Genomic DNA, 25,227 nt, shown 5'->3' on the forward strand with positions numbered 1-25,227 from the left:
GAGGGAGCCGCCGGACACCCCGGCGGCTCCCGTTCTACTTGGGGGCAACATGACGACGCCGACCGGCACCGCCGAACAACCGACGACGTCGCCGCGCTCGGGCCTCTGGTCGCGAGGTGCGGGGCATTATCAGAGCGTCGGTGAGTGGTGGATCCTGCCGGCGGCGATTTTCCTCGTCGTCTTCTTCGTGGTTCCGCTGGTCGAGAACGCGGAAAAGAGCATTGCCCTCTCCCAATTGCTTCGCCCTGGAACGGGCGACGGCTACTATCTGAAGCTCTTCACCGATCCCTATTATCTCTGGGTGATCGGCCAGACGGTCATTCTGAGCGTCGGCGTGACGGCGATCTGTGTCGTGGTCGGCTATCCGATTGCCCTTTACCTCGTGCGCCACGCCGGGCGCTGGAGCGGGCTCGTCATCTTCCTGCTGATCGCTCCGCTCCTCACCTCGATCATCATGCGCACCTTCGGCTGGCGGGTCCTGTTCGCGCGTCGGGGGTTGTTCAATGAGACCCTGATGGACATCGGCTGGATCGAACGGCCGATCGCCTTCCTCAATGGCCCGGTCCCCGCCGTGATCGGTCTCGTCCATGTCCTCGTGCCGTTCATGATTCTCTCCATCGCCTCGGTGCTGCGCAACATCGACATCGGGCTGGAGGAATCCGCGCGTCTTCTCGGCGCCGGGAGGATCAGGACATTCATGTCGGTGACACTGCCGCTCAGCCTCGATGGCATCGGCACAGGCGCGATCCTGGTCTTCCTCCTCGCCAACGGCAGCTTCGTGACGCTCCTGTTGCTCGGTGGCGGTTCGATCCAGACCCTGCCGCTGCTGATCTACCAGCAATTCAATACGACCCGGGACTTCGGATTCGCCTCCGCCATGAGCAATGTGCTGCTCGTCGTGGCGCTCGCCTGCCTCTATCTCCAGCTGCGCCTCATCCGGCGGCGCGGCGTCAAGGGAGGGTGACCCCATGGAGGGCTGGTCCTACTATTGGGAGAACCGGGGCTCGCGCCTCCTTCTGACGGCCTATGTCGTCGCTTTCTTCATCTTCCTCATCGCGCCGATTCTGATCGTCGTGGTGGTCTCCTTCAGCGCCACGTCCTATGTCGCGTTCCCGCCGCGCGAGGGTCTGTCCCTGCAATGGTTCCAGCGCTTCTGGGAATACAAGCCGTTCCTCAACTCCCTCATCGTCTCGATCCAGATCGCGCTGCTATCCGCGGCCCTCGGTGCGCTGCTCGGCGTTCCGGCGGCGCTCGCCCTGGTGCGCAGCCGGCGGCGCCTCGCCAACACGGTGATGACCTTTCTCCTCTCGCCTCTTTCGATGCCGCTCATCGTGTTGGGTTTTGCGCTGCTCTTCTTTCTCTCGCGCATCGGCTTCGGGGTTTCGTTCCTCTCCCTCCTGATCGCCCACACGGTGGTCAGCCTGCCCTACATCGTGCGCACCGTCGCCGGCGTCTACCGCGGCATTTCGCCCGAGTTCGAGGAGACGGCCGCGATCCTCGGTGCCAACCGCTGGCAGGTCTTCGTCAACGTGACACTGCCGATGATCAAGCCGGGCATCTTCGCGGGCGCGCTCTTTGCCATGCTGATCTCGCTCGACAATCTGCCGATCTCCTACTTCTTCGGCAGCGCCGAGACGAACACGCTGCCCGTCGTGATGTTGAGCTACCTGGAGCACCAGTTCGACCCCTCGGTTGCGGCCGCCAGCACCATTCAGCTCCTCGTTGCCATCGTCGGCTTGGTCATCCTGGAGCGCACCTACGGCCTCCAGCGCATCGGCATGCCGACCTGAGCGGAGCCCTCGTCATGTGGGCTGTTCGCCGCGCGCCCTTGCCAGCAGACGCAGCATGATCTCGCGCAGGAGTGCGTTCTCCTGCGGACTGAGGTGGCGCACGAAAAGTTCGTCGATGGCCGGGCCGTAGACGGTCCACATGCGCCGGCGCATCTCGCAGCCCTTCTCGGTGATCCGGGCAAAGGTGCCGCGCCGGTCGCTCGCGACACGTTCGCGCTCGACGAGCCCCTCCCGCTCGAGCTTGTCGACGAGGCGGGTCAGATTGCTGCGCGCGATCACGGCCGTATCGGCCAGTTCGTGCATGCGCAGGCGCTGATCCGGCGCGCGCTCCAGAACCCAGAGCACGACATACCAGGCGAGATCGGGGAGTCCCGCCGCCCTGAGCCGCTCCTCGATCAGCACGACCAGCGCATCGTGCGCCGTGATGAAGGCGGGCCAGGCCGAGGTCCCTGCCTTGCCCGATGTCTTGCCCGCCCCGGTCTGCTTCGTCCCTCGCCCGCCCGCCTCCGCCATGAATCGCCTCTCGCCTTCGTGATTTGTCCGTGATGATGGTTGCGACTTATATGATTGCATGTGGAATGATCAAAAACGAGATCATACCATATGAATAGAGTACGTGATCCGCGATGAGGACACAAGCCATGCCCCGCACAATCACCCTCGAGGACCTGCTCGAACGGCTGGACGCGATGCCGCGCCCGGTGCTGATCGAGGCTCTTCCAGAGCGCTATTACCGCGACGGCCATCTGCCGGGCGCGCTCCACATGCCGCACGACGAGGTGGGCCGGCTGGCGATGCAGGCCGTGCCCGACAAGTCAGCCGAGATCGTCGTCTACTGCGCGTCCGCCGCCTGCCGCAATTCGCACATCGCGGCCGCAACCCTCGAAGGTCTCGGGTACCTCGACGTCAGCATCTACGCAGGCGGAAAAGAGGACTGGAAAAACGCCGGCCTCGCACTCGAGAAAGCCGGTCCTGGCGGCTGACGCGCGGGGATCGATCGAGAATTCCCTCCGGAAGGAAATGAACGTGCCGCGTGCGGATTGCCGCGCGGCCGGCCGGAGGAATTTTGCCAGCAATCCGCAGGTCAACCATGGAAACCGGAGAACCGAACATGAAATCCAGAATTTCCCTCGCGCTCGCTCTTGCGAGCCTCTTTGCCGCCACCGGTCCCGCGCTCGCCGGGCCCGAGGTCAACACGACCACCGGCGCCGTCATCGTCGCCGGAAAGCCCGCCCCGGGCCTTGCCGTCCACGGCTTCGACGTCGTTGCCTATTTCACCGAAGGCAAGCCGGTGCAGGGCGATGCGCGCTTTGCCGTCGTCCACAAGGATGCGACCTATCGCTTCGCCAGCCAGCAGAGCCTCGATGCGTTCAAGGCCGCCCCTTCCAGGTACGAACCCGCCTACGGAGGCTATTGCGCCTATGGCGTCTCGGTCGGCGCCAAGTTCGATGGCGACCCGCGCTTCTGGAAGATCGTCGATGACAGGCTCTATCTGAACCTCGACGCTGGCATCCAGCAGGCCTGGCTGAAGGACGTGCCGGGCGCCATCCGCAAGGCCGAAGTCAATTGGCCGGGCCTTGCCGATAAGCTCCCTTCCGAGATCGAGTGAGCCCGATCATGGCTGCGGGCAGGCATCGCCTCGCTGCGGTGCTTGCCCGCGCCCTCCCGTTGCCCACATCATCGTCAAAGGAAACCGCCATGCGCTTCGTCACCCGTAAAGTCCATTCCCTCCTCGACTACCCCGTCGCATTCAGCCTCCTTGCCATGCCCTTCATCCTCGGGCTCGGCGCGACCGAGCCGGCCGCCAAGTGGCTGTCGGTCGCAACCGGTGCGGCCGCCTTGCTTCTGACACTGCTCACCGATCACGAGACCGGCGTCGTTCGTGTGGTGCCCTATTGGCTCCACGTCGCGGTCGATCGTCTCGTCGGTATCACGTTCCTTGCCGCGCCCATCGTTCTCGGCTTTTCTGGGCTCGATGCGGCCTACTACTGGATGAACGCCGTCGCCGTGCTGTCCGTGACGGTCGTCCTCGCGGCCCCGGAAAACGGCACACCTGCGCGAGCCGAGGCCTGATGCGAGCATTGCGGTCGGAGGCGCCGATCCACGCGCCTCCGGCCTCCGGCCATTTCCGGCCCCGATCATCTCCGTGTGACCATGACGAACCATCAGCAAAGCGAAATCACCTTCACCCGCTTGCCTGAGGTCCCTCGCCACAAGATCGTCGCCCACATGTCGGACCCGCGCGTGGGGACCCACATGCCGCTGCTGACCGGCGGCTGGGACGACGAGCGTGTCGAAGCGTTCGTTGCCGCCAAGGAGGCGTGCTGGGCGCGCGATGGGCTCGGCCACTGGGCGATCCTCGCTGGTGGCGCCTATGTCGGATGGGGCGGATTCCAGAAGGAAGGCGCGGATTGGGACTACGGATTGGTGTTGAAGCCGGAGTGCTTCGGCCTCGGTCCACGGATCACGAGAGAGGCGCTGGCGTTCGCGTACGCCGACGAGCGCATCGCATACGTGACATTTCTTCTGCCACCGTCCCGAAGGAGGCTCGGCGCCCTGGCGCGGCTCGGAGCGAGCTTCGCCGGCGAGATCGACTACGCCGGGGCGCGGTTCCTGAAGTATCGTCTCGAGACCGAGTGATCTGCATACGAAGCCCGGTCCAGGCGGATGGTCACATTGCGCGACGCGACGCCGTTGCGCGGTCCGACCGAGAGCACATGACGCCCCCTCGACAACCCGTTCGGCCCGCGGTTGCTACCCACGACCCGGTACGATCTGTCACCCATGTCTTCGGTATGGACAATTTGAAATTTGGTAGCGGAGGAGGGACTTGAACCCCCGACCCCAGGATTATGATTCCCGTGCTCTAACCAACTGAGCTACTCCGCCACGGCGCCCCGTGCCGCCGTCGGGCAGCCTGAGCGAGCCCGGATATAGGGGGGCGCCGGCCCCTGTGTCAACGATCGGGTCGACGATGGGACGCGCCCGCCCGCATCAACCTGAAAGCCGGCCCCTCGGGAAACTGGATCGCGCGAGCCGCCCGTCCTGCCTTGAGGCCGGCCGGCCCTCACGCGCCTTTGAGGCGCTCGACGACGAGCGCGTCGATACGTGCCGTATTGCGGCAGTACTCGACCTCGCGGCCGTTGCCTTCGGCGAGATCCTGGTGGCACGCCTCGGCATGCTCGCATTTGGCGCAGGAATGTCGGAGTTCGGAATAGAGAGCCCGCTCGGCCTCCCGAAGGTAAGCGACATCGAGGCCGGCAAGCGTCAGCCGGCGAGGCAGCAGTTCGTCGGCATCCGGGTTCGGCACACTTGGACCGAGGGCATCGTCGCGACGGTCCGCCGAGGGACCCGAGGCCGCGTGACCAACCGCTGCGACGCCCCCCTCGAAGAGGAATGCACCGAGCGCATGGGCGAGGCTCACAGGCTCGTTGCGCTGTTCGAGCGCCAACGTGTCATCGTCGAGGGGCTGCATGGCGTCTCTCCCGTCCGGCTGTCGACGGGCAGGATGGCGCACGATCGTCCTCTCGACCTTGATCCATGTCAAACACGGGTCGGCCCCGTGCGTTCGCCGCTACTCCCCGCCCTGGGCGCAACCGAGCCAATCGATTGCGGCCCTGAGCCCGGAGAGTGAAAAACGCACGCTCGAGCGCCCGCCCGATGCGCTCGCATAGCGCCATTCGAGCCGCTTGCCCGCGACGATCGCGTCCCTGATCCCGATCTTGACGTCGCTGTCGAGGTCCGCCCCGAGTTCGTACTCGTTGACCGAAATCGGCGTCGTTATCATGCCGGGCGTAAAGGCGATCGGCGGTTTGCGGTCGACCTGCAACTCGAACTCCTGGCTGGTGTCGGCCTGGTCGAGCACCGCGACGACCTGGACTTGCCAGTTGGAATTGTGGTTCGCCCGCCAGAGGCGCAGCGAATGGCTCCAGCCGAGCGGGGCCGTCTTGTCGGCGTGATAGATGACGGCATGCGCCGAGCCGTCCGGGCGAAGGGTCGCGAGCGTGCCCTGAAAGCGGGCGCGCGTTTCCCCGTACTGCTGGTAGGTTTTCTTTCCGCAGACCGTTCGCGCCTCGGCGCCCGTCGCCCCCGCGATGGGCGCGAGGGCGGCAAGCGCAAGGCATGCGGCGCCGGCAATCGCGGTCCGACACGCGGCAAGTGCAGCTCCGGTCATGGGCAGGCCCTCCACTGGTTGGTTGGCGCGAACCGACGAGCGGTCATCGGGCATCTTCAACGCGCTTCGCCCGACGGCATCGGGGCGAGGAGCGCCGCATCCTCGACGAGGGGACGCACGCCGTGAGCCTCGACCTTACCATCCTTGAGGTGACGGAAGAACTTCGAAGTCCGGCACCATTCATGGAATGTGCGGATGTCGATCGTGCGACAGGCGGTCCGCACGTTCCAGGTCACATGGGCGGGGGAGCAGGCGCTGTCGTTGTTGTAGTGCGGTCCCGTGGTCGAACCGAGGTAGGTTACGGCGCTGCCGGAGGGCAGTCGCTCCGGCTGGATCTGGCCGCGGTAGTGCGTCTTGACGACGCTGCCGTAGGGTTCGAAGGATTCCACCTCGCCAAGTCCGGGCGGCACGGAAGGCCTGAAGCCATTTTCGTCCGGATCATGATTGACGAGCAGGAACACCTGCGATTCGACGCGCAGAACCGGATCGTCGCAGTGCTCGGGTTTGCAGGCACCCGGCAGCCCCTCCCCGCTCGGGGCTCCGATCTCGGGGCAGCTCGTGAACACCCAGTGCACTTCGATCGTGCTGCCGGGCGTGACTTCCCCGCAATAAGTCTCCCCGGCATATGCCTGCTTCTGCGCCTCGGCCATGTAGTTGGTCGAGCTGCACTCGAAGCCGGTCCCGCCGTAGCGGGCGAAATTGACGAACCCGAAGCTGCGATGTTCGGCGCTGAGGTGGTAATGCAGGTTGCAGAGATTGAGTTCCGTGCTGTGCGGTGCCGGCTCGAAGTAACTCCGGTTGGTGCCCTCGAAAATGGCGTCGATGTGCCGCGGCGATTGCGGCCCGGCCTCGACGGTCCCCCCGACGCGACAGGCGTGCTCGGTGCCTTCGGCGTTGGCGGGCCCTCTGAAGGTAAGCGCAGAAAGTGCGGCGATTGCCGCGACGGCGAGGGCTCGTGCAAATGGGTGTGACGCTTTGAAACTCCCGAACGGCATGGTGACGCAACCTCCACGAGAAGCATGCATGCTGCAGGGCCAGCGATGCTGCCTTGCGTCGATCACATGTAGACGGAGTTTCGTCCGAGGCAGCAGGAATTGTCAACGCGGGGACGGGAGCAGCGATCGGCGGGGTTGATACCGGCGCGGCCGGTGGCGTCGCGTTCGAGGATTTCCCCTTCGCGATCTCGGTCGTGGTATGCCGTTCGCCGAGGGCCGACGCCGCACGAAGGTTGCAGCGAAAGGGGAAGGCTCGCGCTCGGGCGGAGGCATCGGGCGCTGCATCACGAGGCGATTGCGGATGATCCAGTCGAAGTGGGCCTGGTTGCTCGAGCAGCTCCGTCGCCGGATTGCGGTCCGGGCCGGTCTCATTGCGATGCTGGCGGTGGCGGTCGCCCCGATCGCGGCCGTGCTCGGCGACTACGTCCCGGCGGAGGTTGCGGACCGCCTCGGCTCGTCGGCCGTCGACGACATTCTCGGCGTGCTTGCCTCGAGCATGTTGGCCATAGCGATTTTCTCCCTTTCGAGCGTTGTTGCCGCCTTCGGCTCGGCGACGGCCAACGCTTCGCCGCGCGCGACCGCCATCCTCATCGCCGACCCGACGACACAGAACATGCTCTCGACGTTCATCGGGACCTTCATCTTCAGTCTGGCCGGCATAATTCTCCTCGAATCCGGAGTATACGATAGCTCCGGCCGCCTTGTTCTCTTCCTCTTCAGCATTTTCGTCGTCGCGCTCGTCGTCGTCACGCTGGTACGCTGGATCGACTTCATCATGCGCTTTGGCCGCCTCGGGCACATTGCCGGCGAAGTCGAGGCGGCGGCGTTGAAGGCCTTCGAGGATCGTCGCCGTGAACCCTACTTGGGTGGTCGCCCGCTGTTCGATCCGGACCGCCAGGTCCCGCCGGGGGCCCATCCGATCATCGGCGCCACGGCGGGCTACGTGCGCCATGTCGACATGGCGGCGCTCGAGGACTGTTGCGGGGGTCGGGAAATTTATCTCGTGTCGCCCCCTGGAACGTTCATGGCTGGCCCTCGCGTTCTTGCATTCGTTGCAGGCGATCCCGACGAGGCTGTCGTCGCCGCCGTGCGCCATGCCGTCGATATCGGCTCAGAGCGAACGCATGATCAGGATCCACGGTTCGCGATCATCATTCTTGCCGAGATCGCCTCGAAGGCGCTCTCTCCGGCGATCAACGACCCGGGAACGGCGATCGATATCGTCGGCCGATTGACCCGCGTGATAGCGACCTGGGCGCATTCTCAGCAGCCGCAGGAAATCCTCTTTCCGAGCGTCTACGTCCCGCCCGTCACCTTCGGCGAGGTCGTCCGTGACGGTTTCGCACCGATCGCGCGCGACGGAGCGGGACTCGTCGAGGTCCAGATCAGACTTCAGAAAGCGCTCGCGATCCTCGCGGGCTGTGGTGATGCCGCACTCGAAGCCACCGCCCGCCAGCTCTCCGAGGAAGCATTGGAGCGGGCACGCAAGGGCTTGTATCTCGACGCCGACCGGGCGCTCGTCGAAGAAACCGCGCGCCTCGCCTTCCAAGGCCGCGCGCCCCGCCTTGCAAGCGCCGGCCACGTACCGGGCCCGGCGTGACACGAGGGTGATCGCGCGCACCTGGCCCTGTTCGACCGGTTGGCTCCCTACCCCTCCATCGCGCGTACGTCGACGAAGCGGCCGGCGATCGCGGCCGCTGCGGCCATGCGCGGCGAGACGAGGTGCGTGCGGCCGCGAAAGCCCTGGCGCCCCTCGAAGTTGCGGTTCGAGGTGGAGGCGCAGCGCTGGCCGGGCTTCAACTGGTCCGGGTTCATGCCGAGGCACATCGAGCAGCCCGGTTCGCGCCACTCGAAGCCCGCTGCCTTGAAGATGTCGGCGAGACCCTCGGCTTCGGCCTGCTCCTTGACGAGCCCCGAGCCCGGCACGATCATCGCATAGGCGAGGTTGCCCGCGACTTTCTTTCCCTCGACGATGCGCGCGACCTCACGCAGGTCCTCGATGCGCCCGTTCGTGCAGGAACCGATCCAGATCACGTCGAGCGGGATGTCGGTCATTTTCGTCCCCGCCGTCAGTCCCATGTAGGCGAGCGCCCGCTCCATCGAGGCGCGTTTCGCCGCATCGGAAACCGCCGCCGGGTCCGGCACCTTGCCGGTCACCGAAACGACGTCCTCCGGGCTCGTGCCCCAGGTGACGAGGGGCGGCAGCTTGGCCGCGTCGAGCCGCACCTCGGCATCGAAATGCGCGCCCTCGTCGGAGGCGAGCGTCTCCCAGTAGCGCATTGCGACGTCCCAGGCGGCGCCCTTTGGCGCACGCGGCCGGCCCTCGATATACGCGAAGGTTTTTTCATCCGGAGCAATCATGCCGGCCCTGGCGCCGCCCTCGATCGACATGTTGCAGACCGTCATCCGCCCTTCCATGGAGAGCGCCCGGATCGCCTCGCCCGCGTATTCGATGACGTGCCCGGTGCCGCCGGCCGTGCCGATCTCGCCGATGATCGCGAGGATGATGTCCTTGGCCGTCACGCCCCTCGGCAGCGCGCCGTCGACCGTGACGCGCATGTTGCGGGCCTTCTTTTGGATGAGCGTCTGGGTGGCGAGCACGTGCTCGACTTCGCTCGTGCCGATGCCGTGGGCGAGGGCGCCGAATGCACCGTGCGTCGAGGTGTGGCTGTCGCCGCAGACGATCGTCGTGCCCGGCAGTGTGAAGCCCTGCTCGGGGCCGATGATGTGCACGATGCCCTGGCGCTTGTCGCGCTCGCCATAGTATTCGACGCCGAACTCGGCGGCATTGCGCGCGATCGTCTCGACCTGGATGCGCGATTCTTCGTCGGCGATGCCCTTGGTGCGGTCGGTCGTCGGCACGTTGTGGTCGACGACGCAGAGTGTCTTTTCCGGTGCCCGCACCTTGCGCCCCGTCATGCGCAGCCCCTCGAAGGCCTGCGGGCTGGTCACCTCGTGCACGAGGTGACGGTCGATGTAGAGCAGGCAGGTGCCGTCCGCGGCCTCCTCGACCAGGTGGTCGTCCCAGATCTTGTCGTAGAGTGTTCTGGCGGTGGGGCTGGTGGGCTTGGCCATCGTCGGGGCTCTCCTGATCGTCGCGTGGTCCGGGACGCATCCGCCCCGCCACTCATCGCGCCCTCATACAACAGCCGATCGGAGACGCAAAGCACGCGTGGCGGCCTTGCGGGCGATGCCCGAAGGAGTGGCCGGGGGTGTCGGGCGAGGCCGTCCGGCAGCCGCCCCGGGACACGGCATTGCCGATCGATGACAGAGAAAGCCCTTGCGGCGCTTGCTCTATCACGCTATATTCAAACGGCTTCTTCTTACCAGGGAAGCAATGACACGCCCGACCGAGCCGTGGCTCCAATCGCCGCTCGCCGCCAAAGCGACGGATATGAGCCAGTGAGTGCGTACGGGTCCGAAAGGGCGAATGATCCTGGTGAAAGGGGGTTAACCATGTGGCCACCGGACAGGTGATGCCCCGCGGCAGGTGACTGCGGCGGGGCTTTTGTTTTCGGCTCCACGATTTGCCAACCGCCTCGAGCGGATTTCTCGCCTAGACGCGCCCCGTCTCGATCAGCGAGCGTGTGGCGGCTGTGACCGCCTCGCGCGCCGGCCGGAATCGTACACCCGTCAGTTCCGTGACGTAGCCAGTCTCGACATGGCACCGGCAGTCGAGGCCGGCCACCGCCGCCCTGACCTTGGGGTCGACCAGCGCCAGCATACGCACCAGCGCCGCGGGCAGCTCGCGGGTCGGCACCCGTCTCGCGTGCGCCCCCAGTTCCGTCCTCAGCACTTGCCCGATCTCGGCGAGCGAGAGGGTTGCCTCCCCCGCCATCAGCCGCCGTCCTCCCGCCCCCGGCGCCACCATTGCCGCGACCTGGAGTCGCGCGACGTCGCGCGCGTCGGCGATTGGAAAGGCGATCGGCGGCACCGCCGGATAGGCTCCCCGCAGCATCATCTCGATCAGGCCGAGCGAAGCCCCGACCGAACCGCCGATGGACGGCCCGAGCACGAGACCTGGATTGACCGATACGAGCCGCTCGCCGGCACCCGCCGCCCTAGCCCGCTCGGTGGCCGCCAGCTCGGCCCGCGTCTTGGCCACCATGTAGGCGGTGAGCGCGGGCCACGTGGCATCCGTCCAGTCGCCCTCGCGGAGCCGCAGTTCGCGCGGCCGGCCGGGCCGGTACATCATCGTGACCACCGAAGAGGTCATGACGATGCGCTCCACCCCCGCGCCGAGCGCCGCCTCCAGCACGCGCAATGCTCCGCCCCGCGCCGTTGGCACCAGCGCTTCGCGGTTGCGCGGGTTGGCGAGCGGAAACGGGCTCGCGACGTGCTGCACGTAGCGGCAGCCCGCGACCGCGTCCTGCCAGCCTTCGTCGCGCTCGAGGTCGGCGACCGCGAATGTCAGTCCGCCGACCTCCACCCCCGCCGCCACGAGGCTCTCGCGGATCGTCGGCCCGCGCGCTGCCTCGCGCACCGTGCCGCGTACCCGGTAGCCGTCCGCCAGCAGCGCGCGCGCCACGTGCCGCGCGATGAACCCGCCAATCCCCGTCACCAGAACCAGATCGGACATGCGCCCACCCCCACTTCCTCGATACGCGACTTGTGTGCGGGTCGCTGCCGGGCTAGTTCCGAGCTTCACCCGCATCGACTGTGACCGCAGCCTTCAGGAACGTACACCATGGCGACACGCAAGCTCCTCCTTCTTCCCGGCGACGGCATCGGCACCGAGGTCATGGCGGAGGCCGAACGTATTCTCGCCTGGGTCAACGCCAACGCGGGCGGCGGCTTCGAGACGGAGACCGACCTCGTCGGTGGCTCGGCTTACGATGCGCATGGTGTTGCCATCACCGATGCGGCCATGGCCCGCGCGATGGCCGCCGATGCGGTGCTGTTCGGCGCGGTCGGCGGGCCGAAGTGGGACGGCGTGCCCTACGAGGCGCGACCCGAAGCCGGGCTCCTGCGCCTGCGCAAGGACATGCAGCTCTTTGCCAACTTGCGCCCGGCGATCTGCTATCCCGCCCTCGCCGACGGCTCCTCGCTGAAGCGCGAAGTCGTCGAGGGCCTCGACATCATGATCGTGCGCGAGCTGACCGGGGGTGTCTACTTCGGCGAACCCAAGGAGATCACCGACCTCGGCAACGGCCAGAAACGCGCCGTCGACACCCAGGTCTACGAGACCTACGAGATCGAACGCATCGCCCGCGTCGCCTTCGACCTTGCGAGAAAGCGCGGCAAGCTCGTGCACTCGGCTGAAAAGCGCAACGTCATGAAGTCCGGCGTGCTCTGGAACGAGGTCGTCACGAATGTCCACCGTAAGGAGGCGAGCGACATCCGCCTCGAGCACATCCTCGCAGACAACTGCGCCATGCAACTCGTGCGCCGGCCCAAGCAGTTCGACGTGATCGTCACCGACAACCTCTTCGGCGACATCCTCTCGGACGCGGCCGCCATGCTGACGGGTTCGCTCGGCATGCTGCCGTCGGCTTCGCTCGGGGCGGCGGATGCGGGCGGCCGCCGCAAGTCGCTCTATGAACCCGTGCACGGTTCGGCTCCCGACATCGCGGGCAAGGGCGTCGCCAACCCGATCGCCACCATCGCCAGTCTTGCCATGGCGCTGCGTTATTCCTTCGACATGGGCGAGACGGCGGACCTCATCGAGGGCGCGATCGCCCGCGTGCTGGCGAGCGGCATCCGCACCGGCGATATCGCGAGCGCCGGCTGCACCACCGTTGGCACCCGCGCCATGGGCGACGCGATCCTCGCCGAGATGGGAAGGGCAGCTTAGGGCGAGGGGGCGGGGGGCACCCGGAGGCGGGCATGACGGAGGTTCGCGACGTCACGAAAGAGGAGTTCGCCGCCGAGGTCGTCGAGGCCTCTCGGCGCCAGCCCGTTCTGGTCCACTTCTGGGCGCCCTGGTGTGGTCCGTGCAAGGTGCTCGAACCGATGCTCGCCGAGGCCGTTGCCGCGACCTCGGGTGCCGTCCGTCTGGTGCGCGTCGACGTCGACAAGGCGCCGGGTATCGCCGAGACGCTCGAAATCCAGTCGATCCCCGCCGTCTTCGCCTTCCGCGATGGTGGGCCGGTGGACGGATTCCTCGGCGCTCTCCCCCGGGCCGATGTGCAGCGCTTCGTGGAGAAGATTTCGCGGGGCGCCGGCAAGATGGACAAAGAGGCCGCCGGGCAACCTCGCGAGACACCGTCCGCCAGATCCCGGCCGGCCCGTATTTTCATCTCCTACCGGCGCAGCGACTCGACCGCCTTCACCCATCGCCTCCATGAACGCCTCACCGCTCATTTCGGTCCCGGCTCGACCTTCATCGACATCGATGACATTCCCTTGGGCAGCGACTTCCGGCGCCACGTTCGCTCGGAACTCGCCGGCTGCGGCCTCGTCCTCGTCGTCATCGCGCGCAATTGGATGGAGCTTGGAGCCGGCGGTGCGCCGCGCCTGCACGAGGCGGGCGACGTCGTGCGCCTCGAGATCGAGACGGCCCTGGAGGCGGGCGTTCCGGTCGTGCCCGTCCTCGTCGGCTCGGCCGTGATGCCCGCTCCCGCCGCCCTGCCCGAAAGCCTCGCCGAACTTTCCTTCCGCAACGCCGCTCGTGTCGACGACGGCATCGATTTTACCGCCCACGTCGGCCGCCTCATCGCCGGCATCGAGCGTCTCATGGCCTGAAGTTGCCGCCGTCGACCGGCCGGCCGAGCAGCGAGGATTTCGTCCCCCGTGCCTCCGGTCTACCACCGCCTCCACAACACGCGCACCCAGTCCGATGCCACCGCCCGCGAGCAGCAGCGCTCGGGCCGCATCTGCGGGCGCGAGGCGCTCTGGAGCCACCTCAAATCGGTGAAGGCCTATCCGGGCCTGCTGCCGCGCGGGCGCGCCGGCATCGAGTTCGAAACGCCCCTCCCCCCGACCGACCGCGCCTCCTACGTCTCTTGGCTCGAAGGCGCCCCCGGCGTTGTCGCGAGTGCCGATGGCGACTATGTTTGCATCGAGGTGACGATCCGCCGGATCGTGCCCGACGCCGGAGAGCAAAGGCGCGCATCGCGCCGCGCCGGCCCGCCGAAGGAAGCATCGTGACCGCTGACCCGGACCTCGCCCAACGATCGATCGCGGACACCGCCGACCTCGCGCGGCGCGATTTCGTGCCGCTGATGACGCTGCCGGTGGCGATTTCGGCCGTGGCCCGCCGGCTCGGCGCGAGGATCGAGCACGGCCACGACGATCTCGACGATTTCGAAGCCGTGCTGATGGTCAAGCCGCGCGGCCGGCGTCTGCTTTTCATTCGCTATCGGGGTGCGCCGAAGCGGGCGACCGACGTCCTCGTGCCGCGCCGCAACGCGACCACGGCAACGAAGCGCTTCGTCATGGCATCCCTCGATCTCGTGGCGGCCTGACGAACGGGCTGGTGACCGTGCGCCAGCCGCTGTCGTGCGGCTTGCGCCGGCCCCGCGATGCGGGCATGTCCCTTGGGACACTGCCGCCTTGGCCGGAGCACGCCCCATGATGCCGCGCGACATCCAGCGCATCTCGCTGGCCAGCATCGCGGTGGCCGTTGCCGTTCTGGCGCTCAAGCTCGTTGCCTGGCGCATCACCGGCTCGGTCGCGCTCTTTTCGGACGCCCTCGAAAGCGTCGTCAACGTGGCCGCCGCCGTCGTCACGTTCCTGGCCGTGCGCCTCGCCGACAAGCCGGCCGATCGCAACCATCCCTACGGCCACCACAAGGCGGAATACCTCTCGGCCGTGTTCGAGGGCGTGCTGATCGTGCTGGCGGCGCTCGCGGTCCTCGATGCCGCCTGGCGAGCAGCGCTCGCCCCGCGCGAAATCTCCGAGCCGTTCGTCGGCATGCTGGTGAACGGGCTGGCCGGCGTGCTCAACGCGCTCTGGGGGGTGTTCCTGTTGCGGCGGGGCCGCGCCCATGCCTCGCCGGCACTGATGGCCGAAGGCCGCCATCTCCTGGCCGATGTAGGCTCATCCGCCGCGGTCCTCGCCGGCCTGGCGATCGCCATCGCGACCGGCTATCCGATCCTCGATGCGGTGCTCGCGGCGATTGTCGGCATCTACATCCTCTGGTGCGGCTGGAACCTGGTCCGCGACAGCCTCGGCGGTTTGATGGACGAGGCGATAGCGCCCGACCTCGTCGCGCGCATTCGCACGATCATAGAGGCGAACGCCGGGGGTGCCATCGAAGTGCACGACCTACGCACGCGCCGGGCCGGCCGTGCCACCTTCGTGGAATTCCATCTGGTGGTGAGCGGGCGCATGCCGGTGCGCGAGGCCCATGCGATTTGCGATCGCATCGAGGCGGCCCTTCGCACCGAGATCGTCGGCGTCGTTACCACCATACATGTCGAGCCGAGCGAAAAAGCCAAGGGGCCGGCCGAGGCCGGCGGGCCGCTGGTCCTGCATTGAAGGCAGCGATCGCCGGCCGCGCCCGGCGCCCGCCTCGCGCTCCTCGTTCTTGTTCCGCTGGCATGCTAAGGGTTCGCCTCGACCAGGCCGACAAGGGGGACGGGGGATGGATGCATTCTTGAAAGCACTGGGCCAGACATTGCTGGCGCTGCTCGGGTTCGTCGCGTTGCTCGTCGTCGAATTGATCGCCGCGATCGCGACCTACGTCTATCTCGCCCTCTACGACGTCGAGACGTTCGGCTACCTCGTGCGCATGTCCGGGCGCGTGCTCAACGTCGCCTGGCAGCAGGTCGACTTTTTCTTTTCCGAAGCGGCGGCCAATCAGGCCTATGCGACCGTGGTCGGCGAGATTGGACCGAAAGCCATGCTCCTGCTTCTCATCGGACTGGCGGTCGGCGCGGTCTTTCGCTTCGTGCTCTGGGTGCTGTCGCTGATGTTCTTGCCGCCGCGGCGCAGTTGAACGGCGGGCTCGCATCCGCTCGAGTACGTGCTGCCAGCCCTCAGAGGCTGACGACCGCCCCTTCCAGCCACTCGCCTCGCCCGCTCGCTGTGAGCAGAAGGGCACCGGTCAGCTCGAGCGCGGCCTGGTCGTCGTCGGCATCCTCGAGTGTTACGGCGACGAAACGGACGCCTGCGTCCTCCCAATCCTCCATCTGGCTCGCCATGATCTCCTCGAGCCCGACGCGCGCCAGCGTCGCGAGCGGGTTGCCGCTCTCGAACCGTTCGACGCTCGCGACATAGGCGATCGTTCCACCACCCGCGCGGGCCATGCGCTCGGCGATCGTCTCGGCCATCGTCAGCACGGTCTCGAACACCGCGCCGATCTCGAGCGGGGCGTCGTGGTGGCCGGCCTCCCGTGCGGCCGAGCGTTCGCACGCCGCGAGCGCCGATGCCATTCCACGCGCCGTGAGATCGAGCGTCAGCACCGCCACGTCGAGGCCGCTGTGTGCCTTGAGAGCAGCCTCTCCGAGGCGGGCGGCGGCCTGCACGTCGTCGGGCTCTCCACGAAAGGCGCGCACGGAGCGGGCGACCCCTTCGAGTTCACCGGCGAGACCCGTCACCGACTGGTCGCCCTGCAGAACCATCCGGCAGTCCTGTGCCGCGAAGGCATGAGCCGCGAGCGCTCCGAGCTCGCCGCACCCGCCGCCGACGAAGACGCGTCGGTCGGTCAGTTCGGGATACGAGCGCGGTGCGAGGAGTACGGGATCGGCGAGGGCGAGACGATTCATGGACCAGACCTTCTCGAACAACGGACAGACGAGGCGAGGGGCAACTTCGTACTGAGTCGGTGAATCGAGCCTTAAGGGATTCCAAGACGTGATTGAGGCGAGTGGCGGTCGACAAAGAGGCACCACTCTATGGACAGGTTACACCAGAAGCCGTCCCTCGGCTTAGAATTCTGGTGAAAGGTACGGCGGCCATGGTTGCACTTGCGCCTCGATGACTGTGACCCTTCTGCCAATGGATGAACACGGGGGCTGATTCGTAGACCGATGGCTAAGAAGATCTCCATGGAACGGGTCTCCGGTGGTCGCGTCGAGCACGGCCGTGAGGCATTGAGGGCCGAAAGCGTCCCGGTCGGTGAGGCATATGGCGAGCTGCACGGCGATGCGGGGCGTGGGGCGGCGACACGCCGAACGCAGCCCGGCTGGCGGGGCATCGACACCGTCGTGACGCTGGCGATGCTGGTGGTGGCGCTGGCGGCCGGCCTGGGTCTGGTCGCCGAAATGGCGATGACGCCACCCGTTGCAGGTTCGATCGCGGCCGCGTTGTTCGTCGCCATGCTCGCCGTGCATATGTTGACCCGGCGGATCGGCGGGCTCGGCCATAGCGTCGATCGCCTCGAAACGCGTGTCGATTTGATCGAGCAGAACGCCACCCGGTCCACCGCGAACGATGCCGCCGGAGAGCTGGCGGAGGTCGAGCTTCGCGCCATCGATGCCCTCGACGACGACTTCCTCGAGGTCGATGAAGAGCTGGACTACGACGCGTTCCAGCCCTCGGACCAGGGGCTACGGCAGCCCGGCCCCGTGCTGCACGATGCGCAGGACGTGCGTACCGCCCAGGGGGATGCCGCAGCGCCGCAAGCGCGGCGTGCCGACGCCGGCGCGGCAAGTGCCGCCTCCGCGCGTCTGGACCTGGACGACGATTTCGACAGTCCACTCGCCTCGGCTCGGCGTGAGGCGATGCGCGACATCGCCCACGTTGGCCGCTCGCCGTCTCCGGGCACCGAGACACATGCCGCCGCCACGCGTCCCGACCCGGTCCTGTCGCGCTCGCCCGCTGATCTCGGAGCCCATCCGGGAGAGAGCACGATGTCCCACCGGCTGGAGCCGCGCCTCGACGTCCGCTCCTCCCAGCCCCATCCGCAAGCCGGCGCACTGCATGCGCCCGAGACGCGCCGTGCCACGCCGCGCGATGCTCAGGCGCAGCTCGACGAGGAGGGCTTGCCGCCGATCGCGCTGCCACGCGCCCCGGTCCCTGTGCCGACCCCGGCAGCCTCACGTGGCATGCCGGTGCCGCCGCCCCCGGCTGCAGGCCGGCCGGCTCTGGAAGCGAACCCGGAGGGGCCCGGTCGCGCCGCGCTGCCGCCGCGCCCCCCTGTGCCCTCCATGCCGAAGGCCCCCCCGCCACCGCCGCGCCCGGTCGGCGCGGGCCCGGTCGCCGGCCAGCCCGAGGCACCCCGTCCGGGACATGGTCCGACCGAGCCGCCGCTGGCGCGCTCCCTCGACGATGCTGGCCGTACCGAAGTGGTCATCCAAGCGATCCGCAAGGGCGATCTCGACCTCTACCTGCAGCCGATCGTCGGCCTGCCGGATCGCAAGCCCGCCCACTTCCAGGTGATCGTGCGCGTGCGCACACCGTCCGGAGCAACGCTGACGGGCGAGGAATTCGAGCCGATCGCCCGCGCCCGCGGCCTGATGCCCGCCATCGATCAGATCATGTTGGCGCGCACGGTGCAGATCCTTCGCAAGCTGACGCGTGGCGGCAAGGGCCATCGCTTCTTCTGCACCCTCGCGGATGCATCGGTTGCGGCCCCGGGCTTCCTGCAGGAGTTCGCCTCCTATTTGCGTAAGAACCCGGACGTCGGGCCGCGTCTCGCCATCGAGATCGCCGACGATGCGCTCGTCGTCGGCAACCCTGAGGTCCGTGGCGGTCTCGCCGAACTGCGCGAACTCGGAGTGGCGCTCGCGATCACGGCGACGACGGACGAGATCGCGCATGCTGGCGCGCTGGCCGAACGGGTTGCGGCACGCTTTGTCCGCGTCGCCCCGCACGTGCTCTCCGCGCGCTCGCGCGGTCCGGCCGAAACCGCTCGCCTCGTGGCCGAGAACCGCATGCTGGGCATCGACGTCCTGGTCGATGGCATCGGCGACGAGAACGCGCTCGCAGATGTCGTCGCGAGCGGGATTTCCCTGGTGCAGGGTGATCTCTTCTCGAGCCCGAAGCCGCTTTCCGGAGATGCCGTCGCCGGCGCCCACCGGGCGGCCTGAGTCCACCCGAGGCCGAACGTCTCGCGCATGCATACGGCGATTGCGCCGACCGATCGAGCCGCCTTCGGGCGGCTCGTTTCTTTTGCCAGTCCGTCGTTCCGCCACCGGGTGGACCTGCCGGCAGCCGATGGCGGTTGCCGTCCGCCGGACGAGCGGCTAGGGCTCCTCTCGCACCGCAATGGAGAGCCCCATGGCCCGGCCCGCCGACGAGATCCCCATCATCAGGTCCGTGTCCGAGCTGGCGGACCGCTATGACGCTTGGTTCTGCGATGTTTGGGGCGTCATTCACAACGGTCGCGAGCCCCACCCGGCCGCCGTCGCCGCCTGCGAGCGCTTTCGCGAGCGCTCCGGCCGCGTCCTCTTCATCACCAATGCGCCGCGGCCGGCGGCGTCCGTCATCGCTCAGCTCGATCGTCTCGGCGTCTCCCGCAGCGCCTACGATGCGGTCGTGACCTCGGGTGACGTGACGCGTGCGCTCATTGCCCGCTACAGCGGTCGACCCGTCTTCCACCTCGGGCCGGAGCGTGATCTGCCCCTGCTCGACGGTCTCGATGTCCACCTTTCAAGCGCCGATGAAGCCGAGGCGATCGTCAACACCGGCCTCTTCGACGACATTCTCGAGGGTCCCGAGGACTACCGCGAAATGCTCGCCGGTTTCGCCGCCCGCGGTCTGCCGATGATCTGCGCCAATCCCGACCTCGTGGTCGAGCGCGGCACCGAGATTGCCTATTGCGCGGGCTCGCTCGCCGAACTCTATGCCGGTCTTGGCGGCGAGGTGTCCTACGCCGGAAAGCCGCACGCGCCGATTTACGAGGTGTGCTGCGAACGGTTGGCGGCACTCGGCGCCCCCGCTGCCGCTGGCACTGTCGGCCGCGAACGGATCCTGGCGATCGGCGATGGCCTGCGAACCGACATGGCCGGCGCGCTCGCGTTCGGCATCGACGCGTTGTTCATTCCCTCGGGCATCCACGTCCCACACGGGCGCGCCTTGGCCGGCGATGTACTGACGGAACTCTTCGAGGGCTTTGCGATGCGACCCGTGGCGGCCATCGACGGCCTCTCCTGGTAGCCGCGCGCCACCGCCCGGGTCGTTCAACCCGCGTCGTTCGCCACGACCAGACCGATCTTGCCGATGTGCGCGCCGCCTTCCATGCGTGCGTGCGCCTTTGCGGCATCGGCGAGCGCGAATTGGCTGTCGACCAATGGTGTCAGCCGCCCTTCCGCGACCATTGGCCAGACCCGCCTTTCCACCATGTGAGCGATTCCGGCCTTCACCTCGGCCGTGCGCGCCCTGAGCGTCGAGCCGGTCAGCGTCAGCCGCTTCAGCATCACCGGCATGAGATCGATCGTGACCTTGGAGCCTTCGAGGAAGGCGATCTGCACGATGCGACCGTCGTTGGCCGTTGCCCGGATGTTGCGCGCCACGTAGTCGCCACCGACCATGTCGAGGACCACGTCGACGCCCTGCCCCGTCAGTTCCTTGACCACCGCGACGAAATCCTCCTCGCGGTAATTGACGGCCCGGACCGCGCCGAGCCGTGTGCAGGCCGCGCACTTTTCCGCCGATCCGGCGGTCGCGATGACCTTGGCGCCGAGGCCCACGGCCATCTGGATGGCGGTCGTGCCGATGCCGCTCGAGCCGCCATGCACCAGCAGCCAACCGCCGGGCTGCAGGGCACCGCGCTCGAAAACGTTGTGCCAGACGGTAAAGACGGTTTCGGGCAGCAGTGCCGCCTCGAGTGCCGACAGGCCTGCCGGCATCGGTAGCACCGCGCCCGCATCGACGGCGCAATACTCCGCATAGCCACCGCCATTGGTCAGCGCGACGACGCGGGCGCCCCGGCTCCAGCGGCTCACCGCCTCTCCGACCGCCACGATCTCGCCCGCCACCTCGAGGCCGGGCAGGTCGCTGTGGCCGGGCGGGGCCGGATAGAGTCCGCGGCGCTGGAGCACGTCTGGCCGGTTGACGCCCGCCGCGATCACCCGGATCAGCACCTCGTTGCGGCCGACCGCCGGCAACGGCCGCTCGGCCAGCCGCAGCACGTCTGGCTCGCCCGGATTGGTGATCTCGACGGCTCGCATCGACTTGGGCAGGCTCATGGCTTCCTCCAGCGCGGTTGGCGACGCGCTCGACCGCATTCGTCGGCCGACCGTTGCCGCCCCCTATGGCATGACTGGAAGCCGGCCGTCATCCGCGTCAATATGCACGTACGGCGACCGGCCGGCGAATGGCCCATGAACGAACGGCGAGCGAGATGAACGACCAAGACGATCTGCCACGCGCCAAGAGCACGCACCCGACCATCGGCGAGGACCTGACCACCTACTCGCGTGCCGAGCTTGCCGAGCGCATCCGGGTCCTCGAGGCCGAGATCGAACGCCACCGCGCCGAAATCGCACGCAAGACCGGCCAGCGGGACGCCGCCGACAGCCTCTTTCGGGATTGAGCACACGGCGGTCCGACGCTCCCTTCTACCTGCCGAAGTCGGGACGTTCACGCAGAGGTGAGCCTTACCGGCCGCTGATGTGTCGTCCGGCGCTGCCTGTTAACTCGGCGTTAGCCATCTTTGGGTAGATTCACTTTTATCCAGTCTCCTGGATTTGAGTGGCCCCGCCACTCAGTTTGACGCCTCCCTGTTGACTTCTGAGCCGCCTCGTGCGGCTCATTTTTTTTGCCCGCCCGAGACAAGCCTCGATCTTGTGTTAACCATGTCCGTGCGATGCTCGTACATCGGACGTGCGCGCCCGGACTGGCTTTTGCATCGGTCTTGGCTATTGTTGTCCGGTCGTGTCGATCCGGCCCCGCCCCGTTGGGCCCGTGTGTCAGGTGAGTGTGTCAGTTGTCGATCGTGCGTTTCGGTGGTGGTCGTGATCGCAGGCGCTCTCCCTCGCGGGAGGCGGGCGGCAAGGTGATTTCACTCTGTCGCGCCGCGCTGGACGACGGGCGCTCCGCGAGGCTGCACGGCGACGGCATGGCACTGGTCGATCGGGCGGCCGACTACCTCGGTGGCGCCGGTCGCAAGGCCGCGCGCGGTCTTTCGCCGGATGTTGCCGCCGCCTACGCTGCCGAAAGCATGCGCCTCACCACGCTGCTCATGAGCATCTCGTCCTGGCTGATCATCAGGCGGGCGCTGAGCAGCGGTCGCCTCAGCCTCGAGGAGGCGCGAGTCGAGCGGGCGCGGATCGTCCTCGACGTGATCAGCCGCCCCTCGCACAATCTGAAGTTCGAACGTCTGCCGGTTGGCCTGCGCGACCTCGTGCACGAGACGCTGGCGCTGCGCGACCGCATCATCACGGTCGATCGCCTGCTCTTTCCCGATCGCTACGATGCCTTGGTCGAACCGGAAGCGACCGCCGCGTCGAGGCCGGTGGCCGATGCTCTCGCGCGCCTCGAGACGGAGTTCGCGCGCTCGCCGGCTTGAGCCTTCGCTCGTCGTGGCTTTCGGCGATCCCGTGTCATCAATGCCGAAAGGCCGGCGACGGGTCGTCGCCGGCTGCGATATGCCGCGGCTCGGATCGGATACGTCGTCAGGCGCCTAGAAAAGGCCCTCGAACTTCTTCTTGAAGCGGCTGAGGCGCCCGCCACGGTCGACGAGCTGCTGGTTGCCGCCGGTCCAGGCCGGATGGGTCGTCGGATCGATGTCGAGCACCAGCCGCGAGCCTTCCTGGCCGTAGGTCGAATAGGTTTCGTACTCGGTGCCGTTGGTCATCACTACGGTGATCTTGTGGTAGTCGGGATGCACCTTGGCGACCGGCGCCTTCTTTTCCTTGAGCATCGTCCTCGAAGCCTCTGTCTTCACCGCACGGCGGATGGTCTGCCTGGGGCAGCCGATCACCCATCGGTCATTCTGGAAATCCGAAGTGGTTCGTATAAGGGATGTCGCTGCGCTCGACAACTCGAAACCCGTGCGCGCCGCGCCGGGCCCGCAGACGGCCGGTTCTTGCCACCGGCCGCAGGGCGACTGGCGCCACCGTCCATTGGCGTTGTCCGGCGGGAATCCATGCGCTAAGCGAGGGGTCGACCCGCTTTTATCGAATCCAAAGAGCCCCGCGCCGATGCAGAAATCCGTCGCAACGTCGTCCCCCGACCCCACTCAGCCGGGGGCGAAGGTGCGTCGGCGGCTTTCACTGACGCCCGTTCGGGCACTCCTGCCGTATCTTTCGCGCTATCGCGGCATGGTCGCGCTCACCATCGCCGCGCTCGTCGTCTCGGCCCTTGCGACACTTGCTCTGCCGCTTGGCGTACGCCGCATGGTGGATTTCGGTTTCGCTGGTTCCGACCCCAGTCTCATCGACACGTATTTCGCCACCATCATCGCGGTCGGCCTGGTTCTGGCGGCGGCCTCGGCCGTGCGCTTTTATGCCGTCACGTGGCTGGGCGAGCGCGTCATCGCCGACTTGCGCCGTGACATTTTCGCGCGCCTCGCGAGCCACAGCCCCGCCTTCTTCGAGCGCACCCACTCGGGTGAGGTCATGTCGCGGCTGACCGCCGACACCACGCAGATCAAGACCGCGATCGGCACGGCCATATCCCAGAGCCTGCGCAATGGCCTCCTCTTCGTCGGCGGCTTGACCATGATGGTGGTGACGAGCCCGCATCTCGCCGGCCTCGTTCTGCTCGCGATCCCGGCCATCGTCCTGCCGCTCATGGCCTATGGCCGCGCCGTACGCCGCCTGTCGCGTGATGCGCAGGATTCGCTCGCCACCGCCTCGGCCTACGCCCAGGAGAATCTCGGCGCCGTCCAGGTCATGCAGGCCTTCAACGCCGAACCCGCCGTCGTCCAGCGTTTCAGCACGGCCAGCGAGGTGGCCTTCGAAACGGCTCGGCGCCGTACGGTGGCGCGCGCCGGCCTCACCGCGATCGCGATCTCCCTCGTTTTCGCTTCGATCGTCGGCGTGCTCTGGTACGGCGCGAGCGAGGTTCTGGCCGGAACCTTGACGGCCGGCCGCCTGAGCCAGTTCGTGCTCTATGCCCTGTTCGCGGCCGGCGCGCTCGGCAACCTCGCCGAGGTCTGGGGCGAGGTGCAGCAGACCTTGGGGGCCGGCGAGCGCCTCACCGAATTGCTCGAAAGCCGGCCGGAGATCGTCTCGCCGCCGGAACCCGTTGCGATGCCGGTGCCGCCGCGCGGCGAGATCGTCTTCGACGGTGTCGGCTTTGCCTATCCGGCGCGCCCCGAGACCGCCGCCCTCGATGGCGTCGACATCCGCATCGCACCGGGAGAAACGGTCGCGATCGTCGGCCCATCCGGGGCCGGTAAAAGCACGCTCTTCAATCTGTTGCTGCGCTTTTACGATCCCATCCGGGGGGAGGTGCGGATCGATGGTGTCGCAACCCATCGTGCGGCACTCGCCGATTTGCGCGCGCGCATGGCCTACGTTCCCCAGGACGTCGTACTGTTCGCCGACACCATCGAAGAGAACATCCGCTACGCAAGGCCGCAGGCAAGCTTCGCGGAGGTTGCGGCCGCCGCGGGCGCCGCCCATGCTGCGGGATTCATAGAAGCATTGCCGCAAGGCTATCACACCCGCCTCGGCGAGCGTGGCATCACACTCTCCGGCGGCCAGCGCCAACGCATCGCGATCGCCCGCGCCATCCTGGCGGGTGCCCCGATCCTGTTGCTCGACGAAGCAACCAGCGCGCTCGACGCCGAAAGCGAGACGCTCGTCCAGTCGGCCCTCGAAAACGCAATGGCCGAGCGCACAACTCTCGTCATCGCCCACCGGCTTGCGACGGTTCAGAAGGCGGACCGTATTCTGGTCCTCGACGGTGGCCGGATCGTCGAGGAGGGGCGACACTCTGATCTCATCGAGCGTGGTGGCGTTTATGCTCGTCTCGCGGCGCTTCAATTCACCGGGCTGACTTGGGATTCGGCGAATGTGCCGGGCCCGGCAGCCGCCGGCGAAGTGCCGGATGCTGGCCGGGCGGCCGAATAGCCGCGCCCGCCCGTGCCCCGATCAAGTGGCCGGCTTGGCAAGGAGATCCGCGATCTTCGAGCCGTTCGGTCCATATTCCGCCCAGACGGTCGCGCAGAACGCCTCCTTGCTGGCGCTCTCGAGCTGCTTGCGCACCTCCGCGATCGCCTTGCGCGCCGCCGGATCCTCATCCCAGCCGCCTTCCTTGAGCGCTTCGGCCGCGTCCGTCTTGCGCAACCCGCAGACCTCGGCGGCAAGCTCGCTGCTCGCCCAGCCCTGAACCGCTCTCAGGTCCGCGATGCCACGGTTGGAAGCGAGCAACCCCGCCTGATTGCCCGACATCCCCTCGAGACCGAGCCAGCGGTGCAGATGACCGTTCGCGGCGAGTACGAGAATGGCGATGAGCGCCACGATGGCGATGATGCGATAGCCCATTGGCT

General features: G+C 67.4%; 27 protein-coding genes, 1 tRNA gene and 1 pseudogene. 18 read left to right on the top strand and 11 right to left on the bottom strand.

What is annotated here, in order from left to right:
- Nucleotides 1-49: 49 nt before the first annotated feature.
- Nucleotides 50-964, top strand: a complete 915-nt coding sequence (locus tag GC150_03685; GenBank protein MBI1383997.1) for an ABC transporter permease subunit — start codon at nt 50-52, stop codon at nt 962-964.
- Nucleotides 965-968: 4 nt separating this feature from the next.
- Entirely contained in the window at nt 969-1,790 is an 822-nt protein-coding gene (locus GC150_03690) for an ABC transporter permease subunit (protein MBI1383998.1), read from the top strand.
- A gap of 12 nt (nt 1,791-1,802) precedes the next feature.
- Here GC150_03690 and GC150_03695 read toward each other — a convergent pair whose 3' ends face one another.
- Nucleotides 1,803-2,303: a MarR family transcriptional regulator gene (locus GC150_03695; protein MBI1383999.1), complete on the bottom strand. Its 501-nt coding sequence runs from the start codon at nt 2,301-2,303 to the stop codon at nt 1,803-1,805.
- Between the two features lie 128 nt (nt 2,304-2,431).
- Between GC150_03695 and GC150_03700 the strand changes: the two genes are divergently transcribed.
- The 4 genes from GC150_03700 to GC150_03715 all read left to right on the top strand — a co-directional run bounded on the left by GC150_03700 (nt 2,432) and on the right by GC150_03715 (nt 4,430).
- Nucleotides 2,432-2,773 carry a rhodanese-like domain-containing protein gene (locus tag GC150_03700; protein ID MBI1384000.1) on the top strand — a complete coding sequence of 114 codons (342 nt, stop codon included), beginning with the start codon at nt 2,432-2,434 and terminating at the stop codon, nt 2,771-2,773.
- A 128-nt stretch (nt 2,774-2,901) separates the two neighbouring features.
- Complete coding sequence (locus GC150_03705; GenBank protein MBI1384001.1) at nt 2,902-3,399, top strand: YHS domain-containing protein; 498 nt, start codon at nt 2,902-2,904, stop codon at nt 3,397-3,399.
- 89 nt (nt 3,400-3,488) lie between these two features.
- The gene (locus tag GC150_03710) at nt 3,489-3,863 is read left to right on the top strand and encodes a hypothetical protein (protein ID MBI1384002.1); all 375 of its coding nucleotides are present in this window, start codon (nt 3,489-3,491) and stop codon (nt 3,861-3,863) included.
- Nucleotides 3,864-3,944: 81 nt separating this feature from the next.
- Nucleotides 3,945-4,430, top strand: coding sequence for a GNAT family N-acetyltransferase (locus GC150_03715; GenBank protein MBI1384003.1), 486 nt, complete (start codon nt 3,945-3,947; stop codon nt 4,428-4,430).
- 172 nt (nt 4,431-4,602) lie between these two features.
- Here the strand turns inward: GC150_03715 and GC150_03720 are convergent.
- The 4 genes from GC150_03720 to GC150_03735 all read right to left on the bottom strand — a co-directional run bounded on the left by GC150_03720 (nt 4,603) and on the right by GC150_03735 (nt 6,959).
- Nucleotides 4,603-4,679, bottom strand: a tRNA-Met gene (locus tag GC150_03720).
- 178 nt (nt 4,680-4,857) lie between these two features.
- On the bottom strand, nt 4,858-5,265 hold the full coding sequence (locus GC150_03725) for a hypothetical protein (GenBank protein MBI1384004.1): 408 nt from the start codon (nt 5,263-5,265) through the stop codon (nt 4,858-4,860).
- 99 nt (nt 5,266-5,364) lie between these two features.
- Nucleotides 5,365-5,964 (bottom strand): hypothetical protein, encoded by a 600-nt coding sequence (locus GC150_03730; GenBank protein ID MBI1384005.1) that lies wholly within the window; start codon nt 5,962-5,964, stop codon nt 5,365-5,367.
- Nucleotides 5,965-6,020: 56 nt separating this feature from the next.
- Entirely contained in the window at nt 6,021-6,959 is a 939-nt protein-coding gene (locus tag GC150_03735) for a cadmium carbonic anhydrase (protein ID MBI1384006.1), read from the bottom strand.
- 199 nt (nt 6,960-7,158) lie between these two features.
- On the opposite strand from GC150_03735, the gene GC150_03740 reads away from it, so the two are divergent.
- Nucleotides 7,159-8,559 carry a DUF2254 domain-containing protein gene (locus tag GC150_03740; GenBank protein ID MBI1384007.1) on the top strand — a complete coding sequence of 467 codons (1,401 nt, stop codon included), beginning with the start codon at nt 7,159-7,161 and terminating at the stop codon, nt 8,557-8,559.
- Nucleotides 8,560-8,606: 47 nt separating this feature from the next.
- On the opposite strand, the gene leuC is transcribed toward GC150_03740, so the two are convergent.
- Nucleotides 8,607-10,034 carry a 3-isopropylmalate dehydratase large subunit gene (gene leuC / locus GC150_03745; protein MBI1384008.1) on the bottom strand — a complete coding sequence of 476 codons (1,428 nt, stop codon included), beginning with the start codon at nt 10,032-10,034 and terminating at the stop codon, nt 8,607-8,609.
- 481 nt (nt 10,035-10,515) lie between these two features.
- Nucleotides 10,516-11,538, bottom strand: a complete 1,023-nt coding sequence (locus GC150_03750) for an NAD-dependent epimerase/dehydratase family protein (GenBank protein MBI1384009.1) — start codon at nt 11,536-11,538, stop codon at nt 10,516-10,518.
- 108 nt (nt 11,539-11,646) lie between these two features.
- Between GC150_03750 and leuB the strand changes: the two genes are divergently transcribed.
- The 6 genes and pseudogenes from leuB (at nt 11,647) to GC150_03780 (ending at nt 15,840) form a co-directional block, all read left to right on the top strand.
- Nucleotides 11,647-12,753 carry a 3-isopropylmalate dehydrogenase gene (gene leuB, locus GC150_03755; protein MBI1384010.1) on the top strand — a complete coding sequence of 369 codons (1,107 nt, stop codon included), beginning with the start codon at nt 11,647-11,649 and terminating at the stop codon, nt 12,751-12,753.
- Between the two features lie 32 nt (nt 12,754-12,785).
- Nucleotides 12,786-13,643 (top strand): TIR domain-containing protein, encoded by an 858-nt coding sequence (locus GC150_03760; GenBank protein ID MBI1384011.1) that lies wholly within the window; start codon nt 12,786-12,788, stop codon nt 13,641-13,643.
- A 129-nt stretch (nt 13,644-13,772) separates the two neighbouring features.
- Nucleotides 13,773-13,967 (top strand): annotated as a pseudogene (locus GC150_03765) (RHS repeat-associated core domain-containing protein).
- A gap of 77 nt (nt 13,968-14,044) precedes the next feature.
- Nucleotides 14,045-14,365 (top strand): hypothetical protein, encoded by a 321-nt coding sequence (locus GC150_03770; GenBank protein ID MBI1384012.1) that lies wholly within the window; start codon nt 14,045-14,047, stop codon nt 14,363-14,365.
- Nucleotides 14,366-14,474: 109 nt separating this feature from the next.
- A complete protein-coding gene (locus GC150_03775) occupies nt 14,475-15,380 on the top strand; it encodes a cation diffusion facilitator family transporter (protein MBI1384013.1) in 906 nt (301 codons plus the stop codon).
- Nucleotides 15,381-15,486: 106 nt separating this feature from the next.
- The gene (locus tag GC150_03780; GenBank protein ID MBI1384014.1) at nt 15,487-15,840 is read left to right on the top strand and encodes a hypothetical protein; all 354 of its coding nucleotides are present in this window, start codon (nt 15,487-15,489) and stop codon (nt 15,838-15,840) included.
- Nucleotides 15,841-15,880: 40 nt separating this feature from the next.
- On the opposite strand, the gene GC150_03785 is transcribed toward GC150_03780, so the two are convergent.
- Nucleotides 15,881-16,609 (bottom strand): hypothetical protein, encoded by a 729-nt coding sequence (locus GC150_03785; GenBank protein MBI1384015.1) that lies wholly within the window; start codon nt 16,607-16,609, stop codon nt 15,881-15,883.
- Between the two features lie 264 nt (nt 16,610-16,873).
- Here GC150_03785 and GC150_03790 point away from each other — a divergent pair, with 264 nt between their 5' ends.
- Both GC150_03790 and GC150_03795 read left to right on the top strand, forming a co-directional pair.
- Nucleotides 16,874-18,874: an EAL domain-containing protein gene (locus GC150_03790; protein MBI1384016.1), complete on the top strand. Its 2,001-nt coding sequence runs from the start codon at nt 16,874-16,876 to the stop codon at nt 18,872-18,874.
- A 178-nt stretch (nt 18,875-19,052) separates the two neighbouring features.
- Entirely contained in the window at nt 19,053-19,943 is an 891-nt protein-coding gene (locus GC150_03795) for a TIGR01459 family HAD-type hydrolase (GenBank protein MBI1384017.1), read from the top strand.
- 23 nt (nt 19,944-19,966) lie between these two features.
- On the opposite strand, the gene GC150_03800 is transcribed toward GC150_03795, so the two are convergent.
- Nucleotides 19,967-20,956: a zinc-binding dehydrogenase gene (locus GC150_03800; protein ID MBI1384018.1), complete on the bottom strand. Its 990-nt coding sequence runs from the start codon at nt 20,954-20,956 to the stop codon at nt 19,967-19,969.
- Between the two features lie 173 nt (nt 20,957-21,129).
- Between GC150_03800 and GC150_03805 the strand changes: the two genes are divergently transcribed.
- On the top strand, nt 21,130-21,321 hold the full coding sequence (locus GC150_03805; GenBank protein MBI1384019.1) for a DUF1192 family protein: 192 nt from the start codon (nt 21,130-21,132) through the stop codon (nt 21,319-21,321).
- 393 nt (nt 21,322-21,714) lie between these two features.
- Nucleotides 21,715-22,296 carry a DUF1465 family protein gene (locus GC150_03810; protein MBI1384020.1) on the top strand — a complete coding sequence of 194 codons (582 nt, stop codon included), beginning with the start codon at nt 21,715-21,717 and terminating at the stop codon, nt 22,294-22,296.
- Between the two features lie 114 nt (nt 22,297-22,410).
- Here the strand turns inward: GC150_03810 and GC150_03815 are convergent, their stop codons facing one another.
- A complete protein-coding gene (locus GC150_03815; GenBank protein MBI1384021.1) occupies nt 22,411-22,650 on the bottom strand; it encodes a 50S ribosomal protein L31 in 240 nt (79 codons plus the stop codon).
- Nucleotides 22,651-22,930: 280 nt separating this feature from the next.
- Between GC150_03815 and GC150_03820 the strand changes: the two genes are divergently transcribed.
- The gene (locus GC150_03820; protein MBI1384022.1) at nt 22,931-24,808 is read left to right on the top strand and encodes an ATP-binding cassette domain-containing protein; all 1,878 of its coding nucleotides are present in this window, start codon (nt 22,931-22,933) and stop codon (nt 24,806-24,808) included.
- Between the two features lie 21 nt (nt 24,809-24,829).
- Here GC150_03820 and GC150_03825 read toward each other — a convergent pair whose 3' ends face one another.
- Nucleotides 24,830-25,222 (bottom strand): hypothetical protein, encoded by a 393-nt coding sequence (locus GC150_03825; GenBank protein ID MBI1384023.1) that lies wholly within the window; start codon nt 25,220-25,222, stop codon nt 24,830-24,832.
- Nucleotides 25,223-25,227 lie beyond the last annotated feature (5 nt).

This window comes from Hyphomicrobiales bacterium, from assembly GCA_016125495.1.
Lineage (GTDB): Bacteria > Pseudomonadota > Alphaproteobacteria > Rhizobiales > RI-29 > RI-29.